At 42.2% G+C, this 2,393-nt stretch carries 4 protein-coding genes; all 4 read right to left on the reverse strand.

The window, feature by feature from the left end:
- Nucleotides 1-90 (reverse strand): hypothetical protein (locus tag AC1DRF_RS23430; RefSeq protein WP_477741825.1); only part of this gene is annotated, 90 nt, incomplete at its 3' end.
- Between the two features lie 23 nt (nt 91-113).
- Nucleotides 114-1,142, reverse strand: coding sequence for a tRNA preQ1(34) S-adenosylmethionine ribosyltransferase-isomerase QueA (gene queA, locus AC1DRF_RS23435; RefSeq protein ID WP_013059318.1), 1,029 nt, complete (start codon nt 1,140-1,142; stop codon nt 114-116).
- Between the two features lie 23 nt (nt 1,143-1,165).
- The gene (locus tag AC1DRF_RS23440; RefSeq protein WP_013059319.1) at nt 1,166-1,366 is read right to left on the reverse strand and encodes a DUF2905 domain-containing protein; all 201 of its coding nucleotides are present in this window, start codon (nt 1,364-1,366) and stop codon (nt 1,166-1,168) included.
- Nucleotides 1,363-2,364: a Holliday junction branch migration DNA helicase RuvB gene (gene ruvB / locus AC1DRF_RS23445; RefSeq protein WP_013059320.1), complete on the reverse strand. Its 1,002-nt coding sequence runs from the start codon at nt 2,362-2,364 to the stop codon at nt 1,363-1,365. Before ruvB ends, AC1DRF_RS23440 begins: the two co-directional genes overlap by 4 nt.
- Nucleotides 2,365-2,393 lie beyond the last annotated feature (29 nt).

Genomic DNA, 2,393 nt, shown 5'->3' on the forward strand with positions numbered 1-2,393 from the left:
GCAAAATGAGCCGTGAGGCGTATGGACAATCCCTAAACGCGCTCCTGTTTGTTTACAAGTTTTTATATGTTCGTAACGAATTGCTGTCATTGATGTATTCCTTTCATGTTAAATTACAAAATTAGCATCGCGTCGCCGAAGCTGAAAAAGCGATACTTCTCTGCTACAGCTTGTTCATAGGCAGAAATGACGTTTTCTCTTCCTGCTAAGGCACTTACAAGCATAATGAGCGTAGATTTTGGAAGGTGGAAATTTGTAATCATTCCATCAATTGCTTTAAATTCATACCCTGGGAAGATAAAAATGTTGGTCCAGCCTGAAGAAGCAACAAATTTGCCGTTATGCTCAGTTGCAATCGTTTCAAGGGTACGGGTAGAAGTTGTGCCTACTGAAATAATGCGACCGCCTTTTTCACGTACGCTGTTTAGTAAAGCAGCGGTTCCTTCACTCACTTGATAAAACTCTGAGTGCATATCGTGCTCTTCTAAGTCGTCAACGCTGACTGGACGGAATGTACCCAATCCGACATGAAGCGTTAAAAATGCAATATGCACACCTTTTTCTTTTAACTGTTCAAGCATCTCTTCTGTAAAGTGAAGACCTGCTGTTGGCGCTGCTGCAGAACCTTGTTCGCGAGCAAAAACCGTTTGGTAGCGCTCTTGATCATCCAAGCGTTCTTTAATATAAGGCGGCAACGGCATTTCTCCTAGTTGTTCCAGAACCTCATAAAAGATGCCTTCATAGTTGAATTCCAACAAACGTCCGCCTTGGTCGCTCGTTTCTTTACATACAGCTGTCAGACGTCCGTCACCAAACGAAATAACCGTGCCTTCTTTTACTCGCTTAGCCGGTTTTACAAGCGTCTCCCACGTATCGCCTTGTGTTTGTTTTAAAAGCAATACTTCAATATTAGCACCTGTATCTTCTTTTGTCCCAAATAATCGTGCAGGAAGAACACGCGTGTCGTTTAACACTAAACAATCTCCTTCTTGCACATAATCAAGAAGGTCATGAAACATATGATGCTTCACACTTCCTGTTTCCTTGTTTAATACCATGAGTCTTGACGCATCTCGCTGCTCAAGCGGCGTTTGGGCAATCAATTCTTCTGGTAAATGAAAATCAAATAAATCTACTTTCAAAATGTTCACCTGTTTCTACTTAATTATTTAAATTTGCCAATTACATAAAAAATAAGTGATAACACAACGCTTACTAGAATACATGTCACAATCGGGAAATAAAAGGTTGTATTTCCTTTTTTGATAAAAATATCGCCAGGAAGCTTGCCAACGAACTGCCATAACAGCCCAATGACGACTAAAATGCCCCCTAATGTGATAAGCATCTTAGGCATATCATTCACTGATCAGGCACCTCCAGCTGAAAATGATCATAAACCAAAGGCGTCACAATTCGTCCTCGCGGCGTTCGCTGCAAAAAGCCGATTTGCAATAGATACGGCTCGTATACGTCTTCAATTGTGTGAGACTCTTCACCAATAGTAGCCGATATGGTGTCTAACCCTACAGGTCCGCCCCTAAATTTTTCGATAATCCCTCTTAATAATTTATGGTCAATATGATCAAGACCTAAACGGTCCACCTGCAACATTTCTAATGCTTCGTTGGCAAGCCTTTCGGTTATGGCTCCGTCTCCTTTGACCTGAGCAAAATCTCTGACTCTTCGAAGCAAGCGATTCGCAATACGCGGGGTTCCCCTAGCACGCCTAGCCATCTCAAACGTAGCTTTCTCATCAATCTCTACATCTAAAATAGCGGCTGTCCTTTCTACTATCGAAGCAAGATCTTCTTCTTGGTAATATTCTAAACGGCTTAAAACGCCGAATCGATCACGCAAAGGAGAAGATAAAAGCCCTGCTCTTGTCGTTGCACCTACTAGCGTAAACGGAGGCAAATCCAGACGGACGGAACGTGCACTCGGTCCTTTTCCAATAACAATATCTAAACAGAAATCTTCCATTGCTGGGTACAGTACTTCTTCAACCGAACGATTTAATCGATGAATTTCATCAATAAAAAGCACATCTCCAGGCTCTAAGCTGGTTAAAACTGCGGCTAAATCGCCTGGACGCTCAATAGCTGGTCCTGAGGTCGTTCGGATTTGCACGCCCATTTCATTAGCGATAATAGTAGCAAGAGTTGTTTTCCCCAATCCTGGAGGACCATATAAAAGCACGTGATCTAACGTTTCGCTTCGCATTTTGGCAGCTTTAATAAAAATGTCCAGATGGGATTTTACTTTATGCTGACCAATATACTGCTGTAAGGTTTGCGGCCGCAAACTTTGCTCGATGATTTCTTCTTCACCAAGAACATCTCCCGTTACAATACGATCGTCCATTTTACTCCTCCCTTACTCATTGTTTCAAT

Source organism: Priestia sp. P5_B4, assembly GCF_056400385.1.

Bases quoted from the DNA above. Each gene is read 5' to 3' on its own strand.
- ruvB (WP_013059320.1), bottom strand. From the start codon at position 2,364: ATGGACGATCGTATTGTAACGGGAGATGTTCTTGGTGAAGAAGAAATC.